The organism is Rhodococcus sp. AW25M09, from assembly GCF_000333955.1.
In the GTDB taxonomy this organism is placed as follows: Bacteria; Actinomycetota; Actinomycetes; order Mycobacteriales; family Mycobacteriaceae; genus Rhodococcoides.
The window spans coordinates 1-25230 of sequence record NZ_CAPS01000053.1 but is presented as its reverse complement, the minus strand read 5'-3'; the positions used below and the strand labels follow the sequence as shown (position 1 = coordinate 25230).

The following is a 25230-nucleotide window of genomic DNA, read 5'->3' as shown; positions in this document are numbered from 1 at the left end:
GTAGGGTCGGGGGCTGGCGCGGTGGCAACAACTGGATTTAGGTTACGAAGCCGCAGTAGCCGAAGAGTTTCCAACCCGGCTGTTCTTCTCCGTCACCATGTCCAGGGTGCTCCGTTTCCAGTCCCCGCCCGTCGAACCGTGCGTGCGGTTCTCCCGCACACGGCTCACCGAGGTCGTTCACCGCCAACATTCGACTTCCTCCGCCAGGCACGAAATGGCCTGGGGGCATACACAGTTCCGTCAAGGCTGATCAGCCCGAGTTGGTCGTCGGATTGATAGAACACCACCGAACGACCGAACCCGCGACTTCGCTTGTGACGCTTGGCCATGAAACCTGCCAACCTCATCAACGCATAGTCCCTGATCTTTGCGAACCTCACAGACGAGTTCCCATAACGGAAATACCCCGTCCATCCACGCAGGAACCGATTCACCGATCCCACGATCGTGTTCACACCGAGCCACATCCGAGACCGAACCGTCAACTCACGGATCACATCCCGAGCATGTGCCATCGCCTTGTCCGATGGCCACCGCGCGAGGAACCCGACTCCCTTCGCACCACTACGGCCCGCACTGCGCACCCACCGATGGTGAAACCCCAGAAAATCCAGGCCTTCCCCGTCCTCGGTCAGGTGCACAATCCTGGTTTTGCTCGCCTTCGGTGTCAGGCCCAACTCCGACAACAGGGTCCGCAGGTGCGCAAGCGCATCCTCGGCCTGCCGCCGAGTCCGGCACATCACCACAACATCATCGGCGTACCGAACCAATACCCCGTGCTCGCGAACATCCCACACCCGATCGACCTGATGCAGATACACATTCGCCAACATCGGAGACAGGACCCCTCCCTGCGGTGTTCCGGTCACTGCCTTGCGAACCACTCCGTCGCTCATCACCCCAGCACGCAACATCACGCGCAGAAGCTTCAGAACCGACTGGTCGCAGACCCGTTCCTCGATCGCCGTCATCAACCGGTCATGCGGAATCACCTCGAAACACTCAGCGATATCCGTCTCCACCACCCACCGTCGTCCCCGCCATGCCTCATCGACGAGAACCTGCAGTCCGTCGTGCGCCGACCTCTTGGGACGGAACCCGAACGAGCAGTCGTGCATATCCGCCTCGAAGATCGGCTCGAGCACGATCTTGGTCGCGGCCTGCACGATACGGTCACGAACTGCCGGAATCGACAACGGCCGCTGCTCAACCGTGCCGGGCTTCGGGATCAGCACCCGACGAGCCGGCAACGGACGATAACGGCCCTCCCGCAGTTCGGTGGACAGCTCATCGAGTAAGCGAGTCACCCCGTACTCCTTGACCTGCTCCACCGTAATGCGGTCAACGCCAGATGCACCATGGTTGCGGTGCACCTGAAACCACGCACGCATGAGGACATCGCTGCGCACGATCTTGTCCCCCAGCGTGTGAAACCGTCTACCGGAATCTGCCTTGGCTGTCCGGTAGAGCGTGTGCTGCAAGGCACGCACCGAATCGAGCGGAACAGATCCGCTCGCGGCGGGACTAGCCACTCTCGTAGCACTCACCGAGCACCTCCTTCACATCACCACGCATCGACACACGTAGCGGCCCTTCCCTCACCTCAGGTTGTGTTGTCCTGCAGGCTCGATCGGTACTATGGCCGCCTCCGACTCCCTTCCAGCCGACAACTCATTTCCCAGGATCACTGGTTATAGAGCATCACCGCTTCCGACCACCATGTCCACAATGTCGCCACCATGAACATCTCGCAGATGATCGGGCTGGGGAGGGTCTCTCCAGTTCCCGTCGTCACTGTCGGTACGTTCCACGTCCCTTACGCCGGAGAGTTCTTCAGCACCTGCACATCCAGGTCTTCGGTGCCTTCCATAGGCCTTCGCCGTGATTTCGGCGGCTCGGCTCTCTCTTCACCCCCACCCTCACGGGCAGAGACCTCTAACGACGCCGCAGACTTCGCTTCATGCTGCGGACCGCACCTTCGCTCCCCCTTGCAGGGCTTCTGACGCTGGGCTTCGACCACACCCGTTTCCAGATGAAGCCGCCAGCCTGCTACCGGGCCACCTGGCAGCTACCCGGACCGGACTCACACCGGCAAGCGACGACGAGCTTACGAACAAACCGATCTATAAAGACCCCTGTTCCACTGGACGCACGAAAGATCGAGGCTAGGTTGAGTGACTGTGGACATCGAACCAACCCGAAATGAAGGCGCGGGCACCAAGATCGCCCTCGCTCTGATTCTGTCGGTCTGCTTCTTCTTCGGCAGCTATATCGTCTCGACCATCATCAGTGAGGTGTTGGGGCGACGTGGGCTCCCTGGCTCGCCCTTGATCTACGCTGTGGTCATTTTCCCACTCACGCTGTTGCTGGTGGTGTTCGAGGAGCGCATCCAGGAATCGCGCTATTGGCTACGTATCGAACGGTTCTGGTACGTCGGCATCGGGGCGATCGGCTCAGGCATGCCCATCGTCTTGACGATCTTCACGCCGATGTTGTTCTGGCAGTCGCTCCCTCGTGGCGGACCCACTGGAGTCGCGATCGCCTCCATGATCGGCGTTGGGCTTGCGGTGATGGCACGCGGTTCCTACGCGATTCGTCGACATCGCTGACGAGACCAGGCGTCAGATATGGGTTATCCGTATCCAGTTACAACGGCGTGTCACGGTCCGGCTCGACAGGGGTAGTCCTTGTCACCGGGAAGTGAGTCAACCTGGCTCGAAAGGCCGTTCGGAAAACACTGCGATTAATGCCTTGCTCAAACACGTCATGGCACTCCTCAACCACCGGAGGCGACACTGCTCGTCGAAGACACGCCTGTTGCAACTCGCAAAGGGTGTTCATCAACCACAACAGCGCAAGATGCAGATAGGTCTACATCACCACTTTCCTGACCCGTCGCGTTGCTGACGACGAGGTTCGAGTGACTACGCGGCGCGGCAGTGCGGTCGAGCAGAGCCTCGACAGGGTCGAGATCAACCGTTGTCGCGGCCAGGCGGTCACTGACATCGACATGCAGCATCCAGGCCATACCACTTGTCGGTGGGTGGGTGTATAGAAGCTTCTTCACCGATCATGTTTTGCTGCAACATAATTGGAATTGACGTACTGCACTATCCCCGGTACTATCGAACGTACGTTCTACTTCTTGTCGGAACACAGTGCCGGGGGGCGACTGCCAATGACCACATCGAGTTCGACTCGCAGTCGATTCGCGGCCTATCTCGGGCCGCAATCGAAACCGTATATTGCGCAGGCTTCACTGACCGAAATTCGCGAGGTTGCGATCCTGGAGAATCAGGCGTGCGCTCGCAAAGTAGCTGTGGCCGCATCGATCTGGGACTCGTGCATTCACCAGAACGTTCTCGTCGGCGATGTCATCACGGATGCGGGTAACTACGCGGCATCCGAGATCGCCCATGTGCTGGGCTGCTCCAAGACCGTCGCGAACACCTACGCCGAGATCGGCATGGATCTGCGGCTGCGACTTCCCGCCGTCGCAGCCGCGTTCGAGGCCGGCGAGCTCGACCTGCCACGGGTCCGCACCATTTACCGCTGTACCCATAATTTGACACAGGAGACCGCGACCGCAGTCGAGTCCGAGGTTCTGCAGGCGGCCCGGCACCTCTCCCCCGGGCCGCTCGCCACCGAGATCTGGTCGATCATGTATCGCGTCGCTCCTGAGCAGGCCGCAGCCCTGCGCAAGGATCTGGAACGACATACCAACGTGACCTACACCGACAAAGATGTGCTGTCGACGCTGAAAGCGGACCTCACCGCGGCCGATGCCGCCGCAGCCTGGCAGTTGATCAACGAGATGGCCGCTACTGCCTGTAGACGCGATCCACGGAACAGAGGACAGAAACGCGCCGCGGCCTATGTCGCTCTGCTGCAACAAGAATCGTCGATGGCGTGCATGTGCGAACCCGTTGATGACAATCCCTGTACGGCCGATACCGCGCGCCCCGGTCGCCGCAAGCCGCTGACGGTCATCACGGTCGACCTCGCCACTCTCGCCGGGCTGTTGTCGAATCCTGCCCACCTCGCCGGGCATGGAACCATCGACGCGGAGTACGCCCGAGAACTCGCCGACAACGCTCATTGGCAGATTCTTCTCACCGAGGCCCGCAACCTCGCCGAGAAACTCGGATACGGCGAAGACCTGGAATCGCTGATCGACCTCCGCACCGACACCGACGGCAGCGCTGACGCTGACGCACACCGAAGCGGTGGCAGCGATGACGAGACCGACAAGACGAACGCAGGTGCCGAGGACAACCGTTCCGAGCGTGCAGATGCCGCCGACAGCGGTGCAGACCACAGCGGTGCATGCGACAGCGGTGCATGCGACAGCGGTGCATGCGACAGCGGCGTGAGAGGCCGGGGAGCCACCGGCCCCAGTGCAGGCGATGGCGTCGAAACGAAGGGCGGAGGCGCGACGGGCGGAGCTGTGAAGGGCGGAGCTGTGAAGGGCGGAGGCGCCACGGGCGGAGGCACCACGGGCGGCAGCATAAATGGCACAGCTCGAAGGTCAGTGCGCGATTCTGGTCCTGGTTCTCGTTCTTCCTCCGGACATACTGCGTTTCACCCGCTGGGGCGCAGTCGTCGCCGCAATGGCGGATCCGTTCCGAGGCCTCCGCGACCGCGGAATTCTGCACATCGCGATGCCGGCACGCCGCCGCGCAGCAGCTGTGTCGCTACTCCGTATCGCGGCACCTCCATCTATCGCGGCACCTACACCTTTATTGCCGAACTCGAAGCAGCAATCGCAGCCGACCCCGCTCTGGGGCTTGCGCTTCATCCGGACGGGCACGGCGGTCTTGCGCTGCCACCGACCGGAGCGCTCGCCTATCGACCGTCGACTGCACTGGCCGAACGTATTCGGTATCGCGATCGCACGTGCCGACACCCGGGCTGCGACGTACCGGCCCAGCAGTGCGAGATCGACCACATCATCCCGTATTTTCATCGCGATCCCGCGACGGGCGGCTGGACCATCGACACCAACCTGCACTGCCTGTGCCGCTACCACCACAGCCTCAAGACCATGGGCCTATGGACCCCTGTCATGCTCGCCGATGGTGTCGAATTCTGGATCTCCGATGCCGGCACCACAGCAATCACCGTTCCCGGTACAACACAGCTCGCAGACCTGAGCCACCTGCCTACCGTCTATCGAAAGCCCAAAGGCCATGCGGTCCAGCCCGATATATCCACCGTCGCCTGTGTGGAAACGCAGCCGACTCCGGCACCCACTCCAATACCGGACGATGATCCGCCGCCGTTCTGATTGGGGCCGCCGTTGCACACAGCTGTTCCACCGCAGTCCGATCGACTGTGGTGGAACAGCCGCGGTTCAAACGGCTACGGTTCAAACGGCTACGGTCTAAACGGCTGAGTCAGCCTGTGTACGTGCTGAGGTCGTATACCGTCGCACTGCCGACGGTGCTGGCGGTGAAGTTCGCCTCGACCCACTCCTGGATCTGCGAGGACGTGCTCGGCGAGTCGCCGCCCATTCCCCCGCGCGCCATGTCGCCACCCATTCCACCCGAAACGTAATATGTCACTTCATGATCGGCCACGTACTCGATGAACTCGTCGAGCGACGGGGCAGGATCACCGCTCCACCCACCGATCGCCATCACTGCCGTATCGGATGCCAACTCGTACCCCGCAGCAGACTGCGAACCGTTCACTGCGGCGGACCACTTCGTGGTCGTGGACTCGAGCAAAGCGGTCAACTCCGTGTCCGCCTGACCCATACCGCCCATCGCCATATCACCCATCGACAAGCCGCCAGGAGCGCCGATGTTGTCGCCGGTACCGAATCCGGAAGGCAGTCCGGCCGCCTCGCCTGGCATTGCACCGCCTGGCACCGCCTCGCCTGGCATTGCACCGCCTGGCATTCCACCACCCGGCATTCCCCCCATACCGTCGTCGCTGACCGCACCGGTCGGACCTGCGGTGGGGATGGATCCGCCGTGCGCATGGGTCGTCGTTGCGATGGCATAGGACGCGCCGCCGCCCAACCCCGCCACGGCTCCGAGGATCAGCGCTGCGGCAGCCAGTTTCCGGTATCGCCCAGCGGCCAGGATCATCACTGCGGAGACGACAGTCCCCACCAACAGAATCCACTTCAACGCCGGCAGCCAGTCCGCGTTTCGGTGCAACAGCACCCAACTCCAGGTGCCGGCCGCGACCATCATCGAGGCCATACCTGCTCTGCCCCAGATGGATTCGCGGCGAATCGACAGCGCGTAGCCGCCGGTCCCGATCATGCCGGCAATAGCCGGAGCGAGCGCGACGGTGTAATACGGGTGGATCGTGCCGGACATGTAGCTGAAAATCAGCGCCGTCACGAGGAACCAACCGCCCCACAGGATCAAGGACGCACGAAGCAGGTCGGTTCGCGGCGCTCGGCCACGAGCGATCAATCCGAAGATCAACGCCACCAGCGCCGCCGGGATCAGCCACGAAATCTGAATGCCCATCTCGCTGCCGAACAGTCGATCCAGACCGGTCGAGCCGCCGAAGCTCGAACCCGCCGCGCCTGCACTCATTCCGGCTGGAGCCTTCATCCCGCCGCCGCTGTTGCCGAAGATGCGACCGAGCCCGTTGTATCCGAGCACCAGATCCATCACGGTGTTGTCGGTGGACCCGCCGATGTACGGCCTGGCGCTCTCGGGCCACAGCTGAACCGTCAGCACCCACCACCCTGCTGAGGCGATCAGTGCCGCGAAAGCACCGACCAGGTGCAGCATTCTGGCTCGCAACTGAGCCTGTCCTGCAACCAGATACGTGAGCCCGAACGCCGGCAGCACCAGCAGTCCCTGCAGCATCTTGGTAAGGAACGCCAATCCCAGCGCGACGCCTGCGAAAGCGATCCACATCGCGGCCCTACGTCCGGCCGCCGTCTGCAAAGACCGCACGACGAAGTAGCCGCCGAGCGTCATGAGCAGCACCAGCAGCGCATCTGGATTGTCGAAATCGAACATCAGCGCTGCCGCCGGAATGGATGCCAGCGTGAATCCGGCGAGTAAGCCGGCGGTGGGGTTCGCGACCCGCTTGACGGCGGCATACACCGTTGCCACGGCAGCTACACCCATCAACGCCTGCGGCAGAAGCAGACTGAAGCTGGAGAACCCGAACAGCCGGGCCGACAGACCCATCACCCACAGCGAAGCCGGCGGCTTGTCCACGGTGATGAAGTTCTCGGAGTCGAGCGAGCCGAAGAACCACGCCGTCCAGTCCTTGCTACCGGCCTGCACCGCAGCGGCGTAGAAGGTGTTCGCGTAGCCACTTGCCGTCAGGTTCCACAGATACAGCGTGGCCGTGGCCGCGAGCAGAGCCAGAAGCCCGAGTAGGTGACGGCGTCGATACCACCATCGGTCATGCCCGGAAGGCTGGCGGGCATGCGACGGTGGCATCGCAGCCGGTCGGTCGAGTTGGGCGGTCATCGCAGTCCTGTTCGTCGAAGTGTCTCGACTACGAGAATGTGCGATGGATCGTCGGGCAGCCTGGGAGCAGCCTGGGAGCAGCCTGGAAGGTTGCTGTGAACCCTGCCCGCTACTTCTCCCCCAGCTGCTCGGCTGCGCTGGCCTCCTCGTCCCGCTGCTGCTGAGCTGCCGCCAGGCCTGACTGCGTGCGCAGCGGGATTTCCTTCAGGAAGAGCACCAGCACGAACCCGAGGACCATCAGAATCGACACGGCCAAGAACACGTAGTCCATGGCATCGGAGAAGCCGACGCGGAACGGTTCGGCGAGTGCAGGTTCGAGCTTCTGAATGAACGAGCTGTCCTCCAAAGCACTCCCTGCGACCGAGGCATCACCGGAGGCGATGGCCTGAGCAAAACCGGACTCCAGCGGATCGGAGCTGTCTGCCGCACTCTGCACCGCCTGCTGGAACGCGGGCGTCGAACTCGCGGCGACCAATGCATCGCTCGTCTTCGGGGTGAGCTGCGTGAACAGCATCGACAGGAACACCGCGACTCCCACCGTCGCACCGATCTGCCGGAAGAACGTTGCGGCAGAGGTCGATACGCCCATGTCCTTGGGCGGCATCGCATTCTGGATCGCCAGCGTCAGTGGCTGCATCATCGAACCGAGACCGAGACCGAATATCCCCATCACGACCATCGTCTGCCACAGCGGAGTGTCGGCGTGAACGTAGTGGAAGATGAACATCGCGATCGCCATCAGCGCAGTGCCGACGATCGGAAATATCTTGTAGCGTCCCGTCTTCGAGATCATTCGACCCGACACGATCGACGCGACCATCAGAGCTCCGACGAGCGGCAGGGTCTGGTATCCGGCCAGCGTCGGCGAGGATCCCTTGACCACCTGCAGGTACTGCGGCAGCAGTGAGATGCCACCGAACATCGCCGCGCCGGCAATGACGCTGACCGCAATACACAACGAGAACAACGGGTTTCGGAAGAACCGCATGGGAATCAAGGCGTCGTCGCCCATCTTGATCTCGGCCAGCACGAACGCGATGACGCCCACGATGCCGATACCGAAGCACAGCAAGGCCCGCGGCGAGCTCCAGCCCCACACGCGGCCCTGCTCGGCGATGATGAGCAGCGGCACGAGTCCCACGCTGAGCAACACTGCGCCCCACCAGTCGACACGCGCTTCACGGCGGTACACCGGCAGGTTCAGCACCCGCCACACGACAACGAGCGCGATGATGCCGAGCGGCACGTTGATGTAGAAAACCCAACGCCAGCCGGTGATTCCGAGAATCGACGACTGTCCGGCCAGCAGACCGCCGATGACCGGTCCGAGCACGCTCGACGTACCGAAGACGGCCAGGAAGTAGCCCTGATACTTGGCGCGTTCACGGGGCGGCACGATATCGCCGATGATCGCCAACGCCATCGACATCAGTCCACCGGCACCCAGCCCCTGGACCGCACGGAAGGCAGCCAGCTCGTACATCGACGTCGCGATTCCGCACAGCATGGATCCGACGACGAAGATCGAGATGGCCGTCATGAAGAACGGTTTGCGGCCGTACAGGTCCGAGAGCTTGCCGTAGAGCGGGGTGGAGACCGTCGAGGTGATGAGGTACGCGGTGGTCACCCAGGCGAGGACCGAGAACCCGTTCAGATCGTCGGCGATGGTGCGGACGGACGTCGACACGATGGTCTGATCGAGCGCCGCGAGGAACATGCCCATCATCAGGCCGGACAGAATGGTCATGATCTCGCGGTGCGAATACTCGCCACTCACCGGAGTCACTTCTCGCTCGGCTACCATCTCTTTAGTGCACCTTTACGTAACGTTTGCTTGTGTCCTACAACCATATTCGGACCACCAGCATGCGCGTCGAAGCCGTCCGGTGCAACGGGATAACGGGACGTGCATCATTTACGCCGAATCCGGTCCCGCACCTCACGCATGGTGTGCGGGTGGATGCCCTCCGCCGCGAGCGCCCTCCGAGTCGTCCGCCGGGACGACAGGACACCGATCATCGCGACGATCCACACCGGGAACTGCGCGAGCATCGCCACCCGGAAGCTCTCGAAGGTGTAGCCGCCCATCGCATCGAGAATCCAACCGATCGCCGCGATCACCAACAGCGACGCCGAGAAGCCGCCGATGTTCACCATCCCCTGCGCCGTCCCCAGATTGGCGCTCGGATTGAACGTGCGGGCGTAGTCGAAGCCGATCACCGAACCGGGGCCACCCACGGAGATCACCACCACGAGCAGCACCAGCAACCAGAGCGGGGCGGGGCCGGGCAGAGCCAACACGATCGCCCACATCGTCGCGTTGCTGATCATGATCGCCAGTACCAGCCACGACCGTCGCATCGGGTAGCGCCCGGTGAGAAGACCCACCACGATGCCCGACGCCACCGCGGCCAGCACTGCCACCGTCAGCAACGCTCCTGCCGTCGACGCCGACAGGCCCTGCGCCGACGTCAGATACGGCACCCCCCACAGCAACGCGAACACGGTGATGGAGAACTGGGTGCCCATGTGCGAGAAGAAGCCGAGCCGGGTGCCGGGGCGGTGCCAGACCTGCGCGATGGAGGCCAGGGTCTGTCGCATCGATGTGGGCTCGGGCTCCGGCGCACTGTTGCCGTCGGGGCGATCTCGAACCAGAGCGAGGACCAGGACGAGCGCGAGCAGACCCAACGCCGCCGCACTACCGAACGCGAATGTCCAACCCGGCCCGTTCAACAGGATCAAGAAAGGAACTGCCGAGAGCACCTGACCGAGCTGACCCAGCAGACCGGTCAGCTGCGAGACGATCGGCACTCGCCGCGGCGTGAACCAGTGCGGCACCAAGCGCAGCACCGAGATGAAGGTGAGCGCGTCACCCACGCCGACGAACGCACGTGCAGTCACCGCGACCGGCAGCGAATCGGTGAGCGCCAACGTGATCTGCGCCGACGCCATGACCAGCGCACCCGCAGCGATCATCCAGCGCGAGCCGATCCGGTCCAGCAGTACCCCGGCCGGGATCTGCATCCCCGCGTAGACGACCACCTGCAGAACCACGAACGAGGACAGCAGCGACGGTGACACCGAGAACCGATCCGCAGCGCTGAGTCCGGCGACCCCGAACGACGTCCGATGCAGCACCCCGATGACGTAGGCGAACACACCGACGCCCCACACCACCCATACCGACTTTCCTGTACTCACCCGACCAGTCTCTCAAGACTGTTGTGAAATGATCGGGCGCCGTAGCCGACGGGCCCGGTATCGGAAGCAGGAAGTGAGTGACGTGATGGCCAAGCAGGTGCTGGTGCTCAACGGTCCGAATCTGAACATGCTCGGCACCCGGCAGCCGGAGGTGTACGGCCACACCACGCTCGCCGACGTCGTCGCCCTGTGTGAGGAGACCGCCGCCGCCCACGGCCTCACCGTCGAGGCCCAGCAGTCCAACCACGAGGGCCAGATCATCGACTGGATCCACCAGGCCCGCGGGGTGGCGTCGGGCATCGTCATCAACCCCGGCGGATTGACCCATACCTCCGTTGCGCTCCGCGACGCGCTCGTCATCCCCGAGGTGCCGATCATCGAGGTTCACATTTCCAACGTGCATGCCCGTGAAGAATTTCGGCACCACTCGTTCGTGTCGCCCATTGCCAGCGGCGTCATCGCCGGGCTCGGGATCGACGGATACCGATTCGCCATCGAGCGACTCGCCGTTCTTCTCGGCTGACCCAGCTCACATCTGGCCCAGCTCACATCTGGCCCAGCTCTCATCCAGCGCTCAGGATCGACTGCCTACACTGGCCGCGTGAACACGAGCAAGAACGCATCGAAAGACAACCGGGCTTCGAAAGACATCAGGGCCATGCAGAACGGCGACAAGAATCGCCGCATTGTGATCCAGATCGTCGTCGCGGTGGTTCTGATCGCACTCGTCGCAGCAATTGCTCTGTTCATCGTCAACAAGAATTCGACGTCGGGCGAGGCATCGCCCACCGGGAGTTCGACCACCGGGACGCAGCTCACACCCACTTCTCTGACCGACAACGGTGCCATTCGCTTCGGCAATCCCGACGCCACCACCGTCGTGAGCGTCGTCGAGGACTTCCAGTGCCCGGCGTGCAAGAACTTCGAGTCCGTCAGCGGATCGACTTTGCGGCAGCTGGCCGATGCAGGCAACATCGCCGTCGACTACCGGCCGATCTCGATCCTCGACCGCTTCTCGAGCGGCACGATGTACTCGACCCGTGCGGCGAGCGCCTCGATCTGCGTAGCCGAGAACGATCGAGACAACTGGATGAACTGGCACAACACGATGTTCGAGCAGCAGCCGCCCGAGAACGGCACCGGGCTGACCGACGACAATCTCGTCGAGATCGCCGCCGCAGCAGGTGCCGACTCCCCCGCCACCGCGTCGTGCATCACCGACGGCAGCTACACAGATTGGGTCACCAGCCAGACGCAATCCGTCATCGGCGAAGGCATCAACGGAACGCCGAACGTGCGCGTCAACGGCACCGAGCTCTCCAACCCGACGCCTGAGAACATCCTTTCCGCGGCTGCCGCGGCCGGCAACTGACTGTGAAGGCCCGCGCAGGCGCTGTCGTCTTCACTGTCTTCAGTGCGCTCGGCTTGATCGCGGCCCTGACGCTGACGATCGAGCGAATCAAATTGCTCGAGGATGCGTCGTACGTACCGTCGTGCAGCCTGAATCCGGTGCTCTCGTGCGGTTCGGTGATGGTGACGAAGCAGGCCGCACTGTTCGGCTTTCCGAACCCCATCCTGGGAATCGTTGCATTCTCCGTTGCACTCGTCGCCGGGGTTCTGCTGCTCGGCCGCGTCGATCTGCCGCACTGGTTCTGGCTCGGGCTGAGCGCCGGCCTGCTGCTCGGCGAGGTGTTCGTGCACTGGCTGATCTTCGAGAGCCTGTACCGGATCAACGCGCTGTGCCCTTACTGCATGGTGGTGTGGGCTGTGACGATGCCGCTCTTCGTGCTCTCGCTCAGCCGACTGATCACTCGCGAGAGCCCCGGCACCGTCGGCCGGCTCTTCCTCGAATGGCGGTGGACCCTGCTGGCGGTGTGGTACGCAATCGTCATCGCGCTCATCGGAATCCGTTTCTCGGACTACTGGTCTTCTCTGATCTGACCAACCTGCTTCTCTGCCCTGACAGTTTTGCAAAACTCATGAGTCGATCGGCTTCACCGTGCATGATGGGCAGAGCACCCGAGTGAGCCTGATCACACCTGCTGGCTCGGGGAAGATCGTTCGAGTAGCAGGAGTCGATACATGGCAGGCGATCCCATCGCAGTCATCGTTGCCGTCATCGTGTCCGCCGCGGGTGCCGTCGCCGGGACGGACGCGCCTTTGCCGGTGCCGCTGAAGGACCAAGCCGCCGACATCGCGGCCACCGCCGAAGACCAGGCAACGACGATGGCCGATCAGTGGTCCGAGCTGCTGGGCACCATGCCCGAACCCGCCGCCGAGGTCGCCGACCGCACCCTGACCGATGCCGCCGATGGACTGCACACGGCCGTCGAGCCGATGCTCCCGGACCTTCCGACAGTCTCCGAGATCGAGACGCCCCAGAACACAGCGGTACCGCCCGCGCCGGAAGCTGCGGTAGCCGCCCTGCCTACAGTTCCAGCGGCGGCGCTACCCAGCGTCCCGCTTCCGTTCAGTGTGTTCTCTTCGAGTGGCGCATCCACCGCTGCTGCGCTCGGAGCCGGTGCACTCCAATTTGCCGGCCGGACGTACTCCGCCGCCGATCTCGCGACCCAGACGGCGTTCATGGCGTCTGCCGAGGCCATTCGGCGCGCATTGTTCCCCGGTCAACCGGTGACGTTCACCGGCATCAACTTGAGTCCGGTGGGAGCCATCACCGCGTTCGTGCCGTGGTTGCAGAAGGCGGGCAACATCTGCGGCGGCGTCAAAGCCACCACGATCGCCGCGCTCTACGCCGCCGAGAACGGCTTTCGCTACGGCCCGACTGCGCCCGTGTCCAGCACCGGAGCGCAAGGGCCGGGGCAGTTCATGCCGGGCACCTGGGCGACCTACGGCAAGGACTACGACGGCAACGGCGTCGCCGACGTCAACAGCATCGGCGACGCGGTGATGGCCTCGGGCACGCTGCTGTGCGACATCTACAGGCAGGTCGACGGGTGGAAGCGGGAGGGCAAGGTCTCCGGTGACACCTTGGACCTGACCCTGGCCGGTTACAACGCCGGTGCGGGAGCTGTGCTGCGCTCCGGCGGCATGCCCTCGGGCACAGTCGATTACGAGACGCAGACCAAGCCGTACGTGTCTCGTATTCGGGCAACCGAGTCCCAGTTCACCGCGATTCTGACCCCGTTCGCCGGGCTCGACCTGACCGGAATGGGCGGCCGGGCCGTGCAATTGGCGATGGACTACCTGGGACTGCCGTACGTCTGGGGCGGCGGAAACATCAACGGCCCGTCCGGCGGCGGATTCGACTGCTCCGGCCTGACGTCCTACGCACTGTTCAAGGCCTCGGGCGGAAAGGTGACGCTACCTCGCACCTCGGAGACCCAGTGGAACGTCGGTACCGAGGTGCCGATGGAACTCGCCCAGCCCGGCGATCTACTGTTCGGAAACTTCGGACCCGCAGGGCCCGGCCACGTGTCGATCTACATGGGCAACGGTCAGATGGTGCATGCGCCCACCACCGGCGACGTCGTTCGAGTAGCACCGGTGTTCGGCGGAATGCGAGCCCGCCACATCGTCTGACCGTGTCACCCGGCGTGTCCGCGTACAGTGCGAACGTGACCAATGCACGCGTGGAACCGGCCGGCTTCGACGACGAACTGGCACCCGAGCCGCCGCCCGGCGAGGGCTTCGAGACCGACTGGCCGGTGCGGACGGGCGACATCGATCCGAGCAATCGGCTCCGATTCGACGGAGTCGCTCGTTATCTGCAGGACATCGGCACCGACAACCTCGACGCCACGCCGCTGGGCAAGACCGATCCGATGTGGATCGTGCGGCGCACCGTGATCGACGTCTTCGAGCCCATCCACTTCCCGGATCACGTGCACATGCGACGGTGGTGTTCGTCGATGTCGACCCGGTGGTCCAACATGCGGGTGGCGCTGTCGACGCCGAAGGGTGGACGCATCGAGACCGAGGGCTTCTGGATCAACATCAGCAAGGACACTGGAATGCCAACTCGCATCAGCGACGGAGCATTGGAAATGTTGGCCAGAACCACCGACCAGCACCGGTTGCGATGGAAAGCATGGCTGACCGAGCCGGCGCCGGCGGAATCACCCACCGACGTTCAATTCCCCTTGCGCGCAACCGATATCGACCCCTTCAACCATCTCAACAACGCGGCCTACTGGCATGCGATCGAGGAGTTGTTGGTCGACCTACCCGCGCTGGCGGCGTCGCCGCACCGCGCCGTGATCGAGTACTCGAGCCCAGTACTGGCAGGCGAACGCGTGACTCTGCGGCATCGCTATGAGGACGGCGTACTCACCGTGTGGTTCGTGGTCACGGGCTCCACCGGCGAGCCGGGCGCAGTGCGCACCGTCGCCAAGGTGGCCCCCAAGGCCTGACGGTCGAGCTTGCCGCGCGGGGTGCGCGGCAGCGCGTCCACTACGGCCAGGATCACCGGGACGCTCGGGCCAGGCAACACGGACCTCAGGTGCCGGCGAATCTGCGCGACAGATATCGAATTCTGCTGTGCTACAACGATGCCGGCTGCCGGCTCTTGACCGGTGCGATCGTTGGCCACACCGACGACTCCAGCCTCGAGCACCCCCGGTACGCGAGCAGAGCCGCCTCGATCGGAGCCAACTCGACGGTGAGACCGGCTCGGACGATCGTGTCGCTGCTGCGGCCGAGAATAGTCAACCGCCCGTCGTCGAGGTCCCCACGATCCCCCACTGTCATCCAACCGTCGACCGGGCCTCCGGTCAGAGATTCCCGCTGATCAGCGCGGGTCAGATAACCGTCGAACAGCATGTCACTGCTCACGTAGAGCAGGTCGTCTGTGATCCGAACCTCGACCCCGCCGAACAACTGCCCGGTTACCTCGTAGCCGTCGGGGTCCAGTCGGTCGTAGGAGACGAAGCTGAGCTCGGACGCGCCGTAGAAATGCGTCATCGTCGCATGCGGAAGCGCTTGTGCCAGAGCGGCTCTGCCCTTTTCCGGCCAGCGCGCCGCGGACGAGAGCACCTCACGGACACTGGCGGATCCAGCTCCCGAGCGCACGATGTCCCAGGCGATGGTGGGCACCGAATACAGATGTGTTGCAGCCGTTTCCGCATTCGAGCCGGCGAGTGCGATCGCGGGTGCACGTAGGTCGACCGTCGCGCCGCGAGTGAGCGCGTGCAGTGCCCCGTAGAGAAAGTGCGTGTGATCCAAGGTGCCGGGTGCTGACACCCGATCGCCCGGTCCGAGATCGAACAGCGCATCGGAGCGGTCCAGTGTTGCTGCCCACGATGCCTGATTCCGCACGAACAACTTCGGTGGGCCGGTGGTTCCCGATGTGATGCCCACGAGAAGTTCGGAATTCGGCGAAGGAGTACCGACGGTGCCGGGGATACCTGTTGCGAGGTCCCCAGTTTCGAAGTCCACGGGTGCCAAGACGTTCTCTGCACGTTCGCTTGCCGAAACCCAGGTGCGCAGTCGTGCGTGCTGACGCGCGTGCGCGACGACCACCGACGGCTCGCACACCGCCATGGCGTCGGCGAATTCACGAGGCAGCAGATGTCGATGCAGCAGAACGACACTCACTCCGGCATGCATCGCCGCCAAAACGACAACCAGTGACCCGATATCCGACGTCGGAAGCACTGCGATGCGCCGCATTCCCACCAACGATGCCGCGGTGCGCTCCACCCGATCCCAGAGTTGGCGATAGCTGATGTCACCGGTCGCGTCGACGATGGCTGCGTCGACAATGGCTGGATCGCGCCGCTTGGAATGCCGAGCCACGCGTGCGGCGAGCAACTCACTCGTCATCGGCTGTGTTGCCGTCGTCTGTTTCATCATCCACACCGTCGTCATCTACACCGCGCGCGACGAGGGCATCGCCCATCGCGTCCGCGGTGCGCAGCGCGCGCACCAGGACCGGGGTGGCCAAGGCTGTCATCGACCACTGCAGACCGCGGGCCTTGCGGGCCTGGGACACCTCTTGAACGATGGATGCCAGCAGTGGGATGCACCGGATCGCCAGCGCCAGCAGCAGTCCGATGCGGTCCGGGTCGACTCCGAAGCGACGGACCGGACCGAGCGAGCGGGTGACGGTGTCCAGCATGGCGGTCACCCGAGTGGTCAGCGTGACCAGAGCCGCCAGGGCAACGGAGATCACCAATACCCCGACCACCACCACGGCGCGCTGCCAGGTGGTGATCAGCACCTGGAACACGCCGATGATCAGCAGCATCCACAGCACCGGACGCAGTTGCGCCAGTGCGACTTTCACCGGGATACGCGCGACCGCGAACAGCACGACGACGATCAGCGCCACCACACCAACCTCGAGCGGGGTGCGCGCGAAGATCACCGTTGCCAGGATGGCGAAAATCAGTGCCAGCAGCTTCCACCCCGGGCTCATCCGGTGCAGCAACGAGGTGCCAGGGCGGTAGAGACCGATCATCCGATCAGCTCCCGATAGGCCGGGACTGCGGCGGCGGGGGCACCGTCGAATGCGACTCGGCCGTCGTCGATGACGATGACGCGCTCGAAGCTCTCCAACAGAGCCAGCTGATGGGTCACGACGATGACCTGTTGATCCATCGAATCCAGAGCCTGCGCGACGACGCGGCCGTTGCGCAGATCGAGCAACGTGGTCGGCTCGTCGGCAACGACTACCTCGGGCCGTCTGATGAGTACGGCCCCGATAGCGAGCAGTTGCTTCTGCCCACCGGACAGCAGGTGCGCCGGATGGTCACGATGCTGATCGAGGCGGAAGCGGACGAGCATCTCGTCGACGCGGTCCGCCACCTCGCCCTTGCTCAGACCGGACCTGCGCAACGAGAAGGCGAGATCCTCCGCGACAGTGGGCATGACGATCTGCGAGTCGGGATCGGTGAATACGAACCCGACCTTCTTGCGGACCTGCGCCCCCTTCTTGGCGGCATCGACACCGTCGACCGTGACGCGGCCCGAGTCGGGCTTGATCAATCCATTGATCATCCGCGCGAGAGTCGACTTGCCGGACCCGTTGGATCCGATGATTCCGATGCGGCGCTCGTCGAATTCGAGGTCGATGCCGCGAAGCACTTGCCGCTCCCCGAACGAGTGGGAAATGTTCTCGAACCTGACCGTGCTCATATAACCCTGCTCATGTCACCCTGCTCATGTAGCTCGCTCCACCAACATCGCTATCCCCTGCCCGCCGCCGATGGCGCAGGCCGCCAACCCCAGTGCTGGTCCGCTCGGTTGCAACATCCGCGCCGCCAACCGCACCAGCAGAATCGCACCCGACGCGCCCCACGGGTGACCCATCGCGATGGCTCCGCCCTCGGGGCAGATGCGCTCTTCATCGAGGCCGAGTACATCCGAGACCGCGAGCACCACCGAGGCGAACGCTTCGGTGATCTCGATGGTGTCGATGTCGCTCAGCGTCACCCCGGTGCGGGCGAGCAGCTTCTCGATCGCCCGCACCGGGCCGAGACCGGGGAGCGCCGGATCGGACCCAGCAACCGCACTACCGAGGATACGCAACGCCGGCATTCCGGCAGCCAGCTCGGCCGTGGTGACCGCCAGAACTGCTGCGCCGTCGGAGATTCCGCACGAGTTACCCGCGGTGACGGTGCCGTTGGAGCTGAACGTGGGACGTAGCCTGCCCAGTCGCTCGGCGGTCATGTTCGGGCGGACGCGTTCGTCTGCACGCATCTGTCCGATCGGGACGATCTCGGCAGAGAAATCGCGGGCGTTCGCCAACGCGAACGACCGTGCGGCGTACTCGTCCTGTCGCTGCCTGCTGATTCCTCGGATCCGCGCGAGGTCGTCGGCCGCGACTCCCATGTCCGGATCGTCGAAACCTCTGGGAGCGAACGGCGCTCGGGTGTATCGAACAGGTGCTGCACCGTCGACCGGGGGCCAGAAACGCCACGGGCTGGTACTGGCAGATTCGACGCCACCGGCCAGAATCAGCGTTTCCTCACCGCTGCCGATGCGCGACGCGGCCTGCATGACGGCGTCGAGCCCTGATCCGCACTGCCGATCGACGGTCACTCCGGGAACGCCGACGCCGAGGCCGGCAGCGAGCGCCGAGACTCGCGCGACGTCGCCGCCGGGCCCTAGACAGTTGCCGAGAATAATGTCATCGACCGGGATCTCAAGCGACATCAATTCTGCTGCAACCGCTTTCAGGACCGGCGCGGCCAGATTCGGGGCGGTGACATCAGCGAAACCGTGACCGGCGATACCGATGGCCGTCCGTTTGGCCGCAACGATGACGGGTGCGGTCTTTGCCGGAGATGTCATACCAGTTCTCCCCGGGCGATCTTGCCGCTGGCGGTGCGGGGCAACTGCTGCACCACCGTCCACCTCCTGGGCAGCGCCTCCTTGGCCATGGCCGCTCGGGCGTCGGCGCGGATCCGGTCGAGCTCACGTGATCCGTCGAGTTCGATTACAGCAGAAACTGTTTCACCCAGAACCGGATGGGGTGTCCCGATTGCGGCCGCCGCTCGGACGCCGTCGAGTGTGGCCAGAATGCGCTCGACATCCTCGGCGATGACAGTGGTGCCGCCGACGTTGATCGCCGCGTCGCCTCGGCCGTGGACGAGCAGTTCGGAGCCGTTCAGTTCGGCCAGATCACCGACACCAGACCAGCCGGTGGCACTCAGCGCAGCGTACGGCGAGCGCACGAACAGGTACCCGTCCTCGATGCGCGCCTCGACATCGCGGAGCGGACGCAGAGACGTCTGTTCGTCCACTACCTGCGCCGCCACCAACGACAGTTCCGCCGAGCCGTAGTACTCGACGAGCCGGATTCCGAGTGCGGAGATCGCCTGCGCCGCAGCGGGATCGAGTCCGGCCCCTGCTGCCACCGCAACCCGTGCGCCGGGCATTCGGTGAATCACGTCACGAAGCACGGCCGGCACCGCGTGCACAGCCGTGGCCTCGGCCGGGTCATCGGTGACGCAGGCACCCAGCCACAACGCATGCACTGCGGCGAACAGGTGCATCGTGGCGTGCAGTGGTCCGGTGATCAGCACCGAATCGGTAGCGCGAATATCGGTGATCTCGGTGAATTCGGGGAAGCTGTCGACCCAGGACGCCGCGGTGCGTGCGAGTGGCTTGGGGCGGCCGGTGGACCCGGAGGTCGCGACCAGCAGGAAGGCCTCGGGACTCGGGTCCCCGACACGCTCGGGTCTTGTAGCCGGATCCTCGACTCGCACCGCGCTCCCCTGCCGCGCCGCCGCGAAAACGCAGATCAACGCCTCGGGTAAATCCAGCGCCGATGCGTCGTGTACCGGGAGGTGAGGCCATTGCTCGACGGCCGCGTCGAGGTCGGCATAGGTGAGCGTACGGCCCGACCAGACGACGGCCTTGTCGTTGGCGGTGCTGTGGTCGCTGCCTCGACCTCCCAGCTCGAGAGTCACGCCTTGATCAGACCCGGGTATGCACGGTGCACGCTCTTGGCGACGATGGTGGCGACGACGACCTTGGCGATGTCACCGGGCAAATACAGCCCGTTGGAGGTGATCGCGGCCCAGAATCCGACGTCGGTGCGCAGGATCAGACCGATGATTCCGAAGACGTACACCACCAGGATGCCGCCGACCGCGTTGATCAGCAGACCGAGCGCGATCGAGTACTTGGGCAGAATGCGGGCGGTGAACCAGCCGACGAGGAACGCCGCCGGTATCCACCCGATCAGATAGCCGACGGTGGGCCCGGCCATCGCAGACAGGCCCGTACGGCCACCCGCCAGCAGCGGCAGGCCCATCATCGTCAGCGCGAGGAACACCAGGACTGCGGCGGTTCCCTTACGGGCACCGAGGATCGCACCGGACAGAATGATGCCGAGCGTCTGCAGCGTGATGGGTACGCCGGAGAATCCGACCGTGATCGAGCCCGGCAGGCCGAGGGCAGCGATGAGCGCTGCGAACACTGCGATCTGCGCCATATCGCGGGCAGAGACGTTCATTCGGCTGACCTTACGGCTCGGCGGGCGGGTACTGCGGTCGACATCTGACACGGGTGACTCCTCGAGGAGTGGGGAGGCGGGCTTCCCCAGAAACTTGAACGGCGTTCAAGGTAGCAGGCGCACGGCCCCGACCACACCGGGGCGGGTACTTGTTCAGAAGGGCGGAGGGTCGTATCGGGTGCGGTCGTATCGAACTCGCGCATGCACTACGCGGCAGTGTTCGAGGTAGGCCCGCCGCATCTCCGCCAGCTTCTTTCGATCGATATCCGTTGCCGCAGAGCGGCAGTCGTCGAGAGTCGGCGGTCTACACCCGCGGTATTCGAGCTCCCATCGGGTGGGTTCGAGCAGACTCGTTCCCGACCGGGCCGAGGCCCTTCGCCGTCGGCGCGATGCGCGGGGAGGCGCGAGGGAGAATTCCGGCAACGTGACTCTGCGCAGACCGAGCGAGTTCGACCACAGAATCGCGCCGCCTGCGAGCATCACCGCCGACCACGCCTTCGAGGTCTTCGCCTGATGATGGAACACGCACACGGGCTGAAGATTGGTCACGATGGTCCAGCCGCCCCGCTCGGGATCGTCCTGATCGAACGGAACCACATGATCGATCTGACACCGGGCCGACGGCACGTCGCAATTCGGGAATGCACACGTGCGATACGCAGCCCGAACGAACGCGGCGACGCGGGCACCGGGCCGATACGTCACCGCCGACTGCGACGGAGCGGACTCGCCGCCATGACCGTCGGGAAAGATGCCGCGAGCACGATCGGGCTGTTCGGCAATCCATGCAAGCCACCGTGCGACGAGCCCATCGCGGACAGACTCCTCCCCCGGTACCGGATTCACGGCTGGGCAACAGTGGGCACTCGCGACACCCACGGACGGAAGCTCGGCGGCGCCGCGCACACGACCCATGCCGACCACCCGACGCAACAACGACGACGAGGCCGTCGAGAACGGCCCGAACGAACTCGGCAGCAAACCCATTCCTTCGCCGCTGCGGGACCCGGCACGGCCGGGGTCACCGTTCGACTGCCCGCAGCCGGAGTACGAACGACCGTCGGGGCGTTCCGGGGCCGGGCCGTCGGTGTCGGTGTCGGTGTCGCTCGAGCGGCCGCCGCCGTTGCGAGGACCGCCAGCGTCTGAACCACCGCCATCGGGGCCACCGTCGTCTGGGCCACCGTCGTCCGGGCCACCGCCAGCTGGGCCACCGTCGTCCGGGCCACCGCCAGCTGGGCCACCGTCGTCCGGGCCGCCGTCCAGCCCATCACCGCCAGAGCCGTCATCGTTCGATCCGTCATCGTTCGATCCGTCGTCGTTCGATCCGTCGTCGCCCGTGCCTGTTCGTTCGGGCTTCAGCATCTCGACCAGCTCGGTCAGCATTGCCTGCCACTTCGCGTCGGTGGCGACGACGCGCGCCACCTCGGGGTCGATGGGAGTCCCGTCTGCCAGAGTCGCGGGCTCCGAGGACAGCCCGAGCAACGTTTCCACCGCCACCACGATCTGCAGCAGATGTCCACGCCGAGGAGCGAGATCATCGGCAGCACCGGCCACCGGGCAATCGTCCTCGCGATCGCACTGACAGACCAGCGAATGCTCGCCGTGCAGCAACGCCATCAACCCTGCGGCCCGCAGCATTCCCGTCGATCGTGGGTCGCCCTTGCAGACCGTCCCGACGATCTCGACGATGAGCGCATCTGCTTCTGCGGCTTCCAGATCGGTGATCTTTGCGATGAGCGACGCGATACCTCCGGGACCGGTGCGGTCGATTCGTACTCCGACCTCCTCGGACTTCGCAGTCTCGCGGGCCGCAGCAGCACCGTCCGGATCGACTTTCATCCACAGCCGCCAGATCCGATTCCTCAACGCCTGCGGGCGCATTCGGCCGCCCGCGGCGCAGACCTCGTACTCGATCGATGCGATCGTCTCGTCACTGGCACGATGCAGCACCGAGGTGATGGTCACCACCGTCGACCAGTCGAAACTGCCGGTCACAAAACGTAACGCAGTCAACGGCATTCGATGCAAGCGCTCCGCGACATCGTGCACCACGACCGCGTCACGACGGGTGCCGGTCATCGTCACGGCAAGGTCGCACAGTGCGCCGCGGACGGTCTCGCCCGGATCGCCACCGGCGGCCTCGGCGGCCTCGAGCCGCATCTCGAGCACGTCGCAGTACGCGAGCACCGTCGCCGCCCGAGCAAGGTTCTCGCTGACACGGTTGAGCGCGATGACGTCGAGAAACCCCGCGATGCAGTCATCGACCGGTGGCGTTTTCGCCACTCCCCACCCTCCGATATCGAACACATGTTCCCCTGAGTGCTTGATGTTCGTCGACGTTTGGCGCAGCGGATTTACGTCGTTGACGTTGTAGTCGACGTAGCAATTGCACGATGCCTCAATTGTCCATGGGCAAGCGCGAGTTGATGGCGTAGCTGGGCATTCTGCTCGGTAAGTTCCACGATGCGGCGGTGTGCGAGATCCACTCGGTTCTTCCACGAGTTATCTGAAGCAGCCGACGATGGCCGAGGGCGCAATTCGGCGCTGGAATTGAGTCCCGCGATCTGAGCTATCAGGTCAGGTTGCGTGTAGACCCATGACCGCGTGACCCCGGCTGATCGAGCGAGTGCCGCGACGGTGATCGGTCGCGGGCTTGCCTGCGCAGCAGCGATCGCATGTTCGGCCCGTTCGCGAGTTCGTCGACTTCGTTGCGCTGCTGCATCGCGGAGGTGTGATGAGTTGTCAGCGCGCATCTTGGTCTCCGGTTGGAGTTATGTCGGTTGTTTCGAGTGCTGTGATGATTGTCGAAAGATTCTCTGCGACTTTGGTATTCATCTCGACGATTCGCAGCTGTCCGTACTTCTCGGCACGTTCGATGATGCCGCGTGTGTGATCGAGTTGCTCCCGGTGCTGAGGTAGAAACTCCGCAGTGGTGACGAACACGGCGCATGTCAGGCAGGCATTCGAGTGTGGGCAGCTCTTCTGAAGTGGCAATCCGCAGTAACCGTTGGGTAGGGCCGCGGTGACCTTCCCGAGGTGGTGTTTGGTCCACGCTGCGTCAGCGAGGGCGCTGGAGTCGCTGATTGCAGCGGCGCGGCCATGTATGTCGACCTTACGAGCGCGTTCCCAGTGCCGGCGCACGGTGTCGTCGTGCAACCGGGCGTAGTGGGCGGTCATCTCGGTGGAACTGTGGTCGAGGATCTTGCGCACGACTTCCTGGGGAACATCGTTGTTGATCAGCCGTGTACCCAGCGTGTGGCGGAACTGGTGGGCTGTGACGTGGACGGGGTGTCCATGTTCGTTACGGATATCGCACGCGTTCGTCCAGTCGTTCAATATTTTGAACGTCTGCGAAGAATTGATCGGGTGCGCGCCGGTGTAGTTGTGCAGTTCCCGAGGAAACAGAATCCCGCTCACACCGTGTTCTCGGTGCACCGCATCGATACGCGTAGTGAGGTCGTGTTCGAGCTGTTCGGTGATCGGAACCAGCGCTTCACGCTTCATCTTGCGGTTGTAGTACCGCAGATATGGCGCGTTCTGGTGGTCACGCACAATGCAGTCCTGCCCAAGATGCAGTGCGTCGGTGATGCGCAGTCCCGTCTCCATCAGAAGCGGAATCAGTAGTCGCCAGCGAGGATCGGTCAGCTTGTCGAGGTTGCTGGGCAGTTCGAGCTGGACCATGACGAATTCGGCGATTCCACGAGGGGCCAACGGTGTCCGCTTCGGGAAATCTTCGTCATAGAGCGCAGTTTCGGGTGGAACACCGGAGATCCAGGAGTGTTGTCTTGAACCGCACCGGGTTGTCCGGAGGCTTCACTTCTTAGGAGAATGAAGCTATGGCACGACCGGCAAGCAACTACCCCACCGAACTGCGTGAACGCGCTGTCGGCATGTTCACCGAGATCCGCAAGGATTACACCTCGGACTGGGCAACCGCGACATCGATCGCTGACAAGCTCGACATCAAGTCCACGCAGACCGTCCTGAACTGGGTCCGCAAAGCCCAGGTCGATGCCGGCACCCGACCCGGCATCACCACCGACGAAGCAGCGGACATCCGAAAACTACGAGCAGAGAACCGAGAACTCAAGCGCGCCAACGAGATACTGAAAGCGGCATCGGTTTTCTTCGCGGCGGAGCTCGACCGCCCACACAAGTGATCTGCGCGTTCATCGACGCGCACAAAGACGCTCACGGGGTCGCGCCGATCTGCACCGTGCTCACCGAGCTCGGAGCCTCGATCGCCCCGTCGACGTACTACGACGCCCGCAACCGACCACCCTCGGCGCGGGATGTCCGGGACGAGGAACTGATGGCCGACATCAAGAAAGTCCACGAGAAGAACTACTCGGTGTACGGAGCCAGGAAGGTATGGATCGCGCTGCGGCGCAATGGAACCGATGTTGCCCGATGTACCGTCGAGCGCCTCATGCCCGCTCTCGGACTCCGCGGCGTCCTGCGTGGACGGGACCCGCGGACCACCGTCTCCGATCCGAAAGCCGATCGAGCGAAGGACCTGGTCGGCCGCGATTTCGAACCTCTGGCACCGAACGTTCTGTGGGTTGCCGATTTCACTTATGTTCGAACGATGGCCGGGTGGGTGTACGTCGCGTTCGTCATCGACGCCTACGCCCGACGAATCCTCGGCTGGAA

General features: G+C 64.0%; 22 protein-coding genes, 1 pseudogene and 1 other annotated feature. Of the genes and pseudogenes, 8 read left to right on the top strand and 15 right to left on the bottom strand.

Translation table 11 applies throughout. The features are described 5' to 3' along the window. Positions 1-164: 164 nt before the first annotated feature. A complete protein-coding gene (gene ltrA, locus RHODMAR_RS09995) occupies positions 165-1547 on the bottom strand; it encodes a group II intron reverse transcriptase/maturase (protein WP_008714015.1) in 1383 nt (460 codons plus the stop codon). 633 nt (positions 1548-2180) lie between these two features. Here ltrA and RHODMAR_RS09990 point away from each other — a divergent pair. Continuing rightward, the gene (locus RHODMAR_RS09990; RefSeq protein ID WP_042938628.1) at positions 2181-2609 is read left to right on the top strand and encodes a hypothetical protein; all 429 of its coding nucleotides are present in this window, start codon (positions 2181-2183) and stop codon (positions 2607-2609) included. 167 nt (positions 2610-2776) lie between these two features. Here RHODMAR_RS09990 and RHODMAR_RS28215 read toward each other — a convergent pair whose 3' ends face one another. Further along, complete coding sequence (locus RHODMAR_RS28215) at positions 2777-3067, bottom strand: hypothetical protein (RefSeq protein WP_157226049.1); 291 nt, start codon at positions 3065-3067, stop codon at positions 2777-2779. A 111-nt stretch (positions 3068-3178) separates the two neighbouring features. Here RHODMAR_RS28215 and RHODMAR_RS26945 point away from each other — a divergent pair, with 111 nt between their 5' ends. Then, positions 3179-5287 (top strand): HNH endonuclease signature motif containing protein, encoded by a 2109-nt coding sequence (locus tag RHODMAR_RS26945; protein ID WP_008714009.1) that lies wholly within the window; start codon positions 3179-3181, stop codon positions 5285-5287. A gap of 109 nt (positions 5288-5396) precedes the next feature. Here the strand turns inward: RHODMAR_RS26945 and RHODMAR_RS09980 are convergent, their stop codons facing one another. From RHODMAR_RS09980 to RHODMAR_RS09970, 3 genes are all read right to left on the bottom strand, one after another. Continuing rightward, entirely contained in the window at positions 5397-7454 is a 2058-nt protein-coding gene (locus tag RHODMAR_RS09980; protein WP_008714008.1) for an ArnT family glycosyltransferase, read from the bottom strand. Positions 7455-7563: 109 nt separating this feature from the next. Continuing rightward, positions 7564-9258, bottom strand: coding sequence for an MDR family MFS transporter (locus RHODMAR_RS09975; protein WP_042938626.1), 1695 nt, complete (start codon positions 9256-9258; stop codon positions 7564-7566). Between the two features lie 107 nt (positions 9259-9365). Next, positions 9366-10655 (bottom strand): MFS transporter, encoded by a 1290-nt coding sequence (locus RHODMAR_RS09970; RefSeq protein ID WP_042938625.1) that lies wholly within the window; start codon positions 10653-10655, stop codon positions 9366-9368. Positions 10656-10740: 85 nt separating this feature from the next. Between RHODMAR_RS09970 and aroQ the strand changes: the two genes are divergently transcribed. The 5 genes from aroQ (at position 10741) to RHODMAR_RS09945 (ending at position 15025) form a co-directional block, all read left to right on the top strand. Beyond that, positions 10741-11178 carry a type II 3-dehydroquinate dehydratase gene (gene aroQ, locus RHODMAR_RS09965; protein ID WP_008714002.1) on the top strand — a complete coding sequence of 146 codons (438 nt, stop codon included), beginning with the start codon at positions 10741-10743 and terminating at the stop codon, positions 11176-11178. A gap of 78 nt (positions 11179-11256) precedes the next feature. After that, positions 11257-12027, top strand: coding sequence for a DsbA family protein (locus RHODMAR_RS09960; protein WP_008714000.1), 771 nt, complete (start codon positions 11257-11259; stop codon positions 12025-12027). 2 nt (positions 12028-12029) lie between these two features. After that, positions 12030-12596, top strand: coding sequence for a vitamin K epoxide reductase family protein (locus RHODMAR_RS09955; protein WP_008713998.1), 567 nt, complete (start codon positions 12030-12032; stop codon positions 12594-12596). A 141-nt stretch (positions 12597-12737) separates the two neighbouring features. Next, a complete protein-coding gene (locus tag RHODMAR_RS09950; RefSeq protein ID WP_008713996.1) occupies positions 12738-14195 on the top strand; it encodes a C40 family peptidase in 1458 nt (485 codons plus the stop codon). Positions 14196-14230: 35 nt separating this feature from the next. Further along, a complete protein-coding gene (locus tag RHODMAR_RS09945) occupies positions 14231-15025 on the top strand; it encodes an acyl-ACP thioesterase domain-containing protein (protein ID WP_157226048.1) in 795 nt (264 codons plus the stop codon). Here RHODMAR_RS09945 and RHODMAR_RS29005 read toward each other — a convergent pair. From RHODMAR_RS29005 to RHODMAR_RS09905, 10 genes are all read right to left on the bottom strand, one after another. After that, positions 14926-15204 carry an AMP-binding enzyme gene (locus RHODMAR_RS29005; protein ID WP_232433616.1) on the bottom strand — a complete coding sequence of 93 codons (279 nt, stop codon included), beginning with the start codon at positions 15202-15204 and terminating at the stop codon, positions 14926-14928. The genes RHODMAR_RS09945 and RHODMAR_RS29005 overlap by 100 nt on opposite strands. After that, entirely contained in the window at positions 15156-16481 is a 1326-nt protein-coding gene (locus RHODMAR_RS09940) for an AMP-binding protein (RefSeq protein ID WP_232433615.1), read from the bottom strand. The genes RHODMAR_RS29005 and RHODMAR_RS09940 overlap by 49 nt, the downstream gene beginning before the upstream one ends. Next, positions 16426-17073, bottom strand: coding sequence for an energy-coupling factor transporter transmembrane component T family protein (locus RHODMAR_RS09935; protein WP_008713990.1), 648 nt, complete (start codon positions 17071-17073; stop codon positions 16426-16428). Before RHODMAR_RS09935 ends, RHODMAR_RS09940 begins: the two co-directional genes overlap by 56 nt. Then, on the bottom strand, positions 17070-17750 hold the full coding sequence (locus tag RHODMAR_RS09930; protein ID WP_008713988.1) for an energy-coupling factor ABC transporter ATP-binding protein: 681 nt from the start codon (positions 17748-17750) through the stop codon (positions 17070-17072). Before RHODMAR_RS09930 ends, RHODMAR_RS09935 begins: the two co-directional genes overlap by 4 nt. A gap of 24 nt (positions 17751-17774) precedes the next feature. Continuing rightward, the gene (locus RHODMAR_RS09925) at positions 17775-18908 is read right to left on the bottom strand and encodes a thiolase family protein (protein ID WP_008713987.1); all 1134 of its coding nucleotides are present in this window, start codon (positions 18906-18908) and stop codon (positions 17775-17777) included. Next, positions 18905-20029: a class I adenylate-forming enzyme family protein gene (locus RHODMAR_RS09920; protein ID WP_008713985.1), complete on the bottom strand. Its 1125-nt coding sequence runs from the start codon at positions 20027-20029 to the stop codon at positions 18905-18907. The genes RHODMAR_RS09925 and RHODMAR_RS09920 overlap by 4 nt, the downstream gene beginning before the upstream one ends. After that, the gene (locus RHODMAR_RS09915; RefSeq protein ID WP_442970045.1) at positions 20026-20577 is read right to left on the bottom strand and encodes a biotin transporter BioY; all 552 of its coding nucleotides are present in this window, start codon (positions 20575-20577) and stop codon (positions 20026-20028) included. Before RHODMAR_RS09915 ends, RHODMAR_RS09920 begins: the two co-directional genes overlap by 4 nt. 153 nt (positions 20578-20730) lie before the next feature. Then, a complete protein-coding gene (locus RHODMAR_RS26940) occupies positions 20731-22884 on the bottom strand; it encodes an HNH endonuclease signature motif containing protein (RefSeq protein WP_008713981.1) in 2154 nt (717 codons plus the stop codon). Positions 22885-22931: 47 nt separating this feature from the next. Then, positions 22932-23330 carry a DUF6262 family protein gene (locus RHODMAR_RS29585; RefSeq protein WP_442970044.1) on the bottom strand — a complete coding sequence of 133 codons (399 nt, stop codon included), beginning with the start codon at positions 23328-23330 and terminating at the stop codon, positions 22932-22934. Beyond that, positions 23320-24288 carry a tyrosine-type recombinase/integrase gene (locus tag RHODMAR_RS09905; RefSeq protein WP_008713979.1) on the bottom strand — a complete coding sequence of 323 codons (969 nt, stop codon included), beginning with the start codon at positions 24286-24288 and terminating at the stop codon, positions 23320-23322. The genes RHODMAR_RS29585 and RHODMAR_RS09905 overlap by 11 nt, the downstream gene beginning before the upstream one ends. Before the next feature lie 125 nt (positions 24289-24413). Here RHODMAR_RS09905 and RHODMAR_RS29000 point away from each other — a divergent pair. Continuing rightward, positions 24414-25230 (top strand): annotated as a pseudogene (locus RHODMAR_RS29000) (IS3 family transposase); the annotation flags it as partial. Continuing rightward, positions 24698-24826: a sequence feature (AL1L pseudoknot), on the top strand. (Overlaps the previous pseudogene by 129 nt.)